This is a genomic window from Halomonas sp. SIMBA_159 (assembly GCF_046536035.1).
In the GTDB taxonomy this organism is placed as follows: domain Bacteria; phylum Pseudomonadota; class Gammaproteobacteria; order Pseudomonadales; family Halomonadaceae; genus Vreelandella; species Vreelandella venusta_A.
Map to the genome: position 1 here is coordinate 1 of NZ_JAWJBT010000089.1, position 506 is coordinate 506.

At 72.7% G+C, this 506-nt stretch carries 1 pseudogene; it reads left to right on the forward strand.

The window, feature by feature from the left end:
• Positions 1 to 492 (forward strand): annotated as a pseudogene (locus R0J87_RS18480) (hypothetical protein); the annotation flags it as partial.
• Positions 493 to 506 lie beyond the last annotated feature (14 nt).

Here is a 506-nt window from a genome sequence, read left to right on the forward strand (position 1 = left end):
GCCGCCCGCGACGACACCGGCCCCGACCCCGGCCTGTACGCCAACCTGATCCGGGCATCGCAGCAGAGCACCGAGCCGGTGCAGGCGTTCCAGTCCAACTACCACACCGGCGAGAGCCTGTTCCGCGAGCGGCTGCGGAAGGCGTCGCGCGGCGGCGGCGGTGGTGGCGGGGGCACCAGCGGCTACGGACTCACCGGCGGCGGGGGCGGCTCGGGCGGGACCGGCCACGCCAAGTATTTCCCGGCTCAGGGCGGGGGCGCGACGACGGCAGGCAGCCCGGACATGGTGGACCTGTCCGCGGGGCAAGGCGGGTCGAGCGGGGGCGGCGGGTACGGCGCGATCGGCGCGACGGGCGGCCGGACGTTCACGGTCGTCGGAAACGCGCGCAGCGGGAAGCCGGGCCAGACGAAGACCATCAGGGCGGCCAACATCAACGAAGCGCTGAAGAAGGCCGGATACGGGTGGATGAGCAAGTCGAGCGTCGGCAGCTAAGGTTGATACATGGC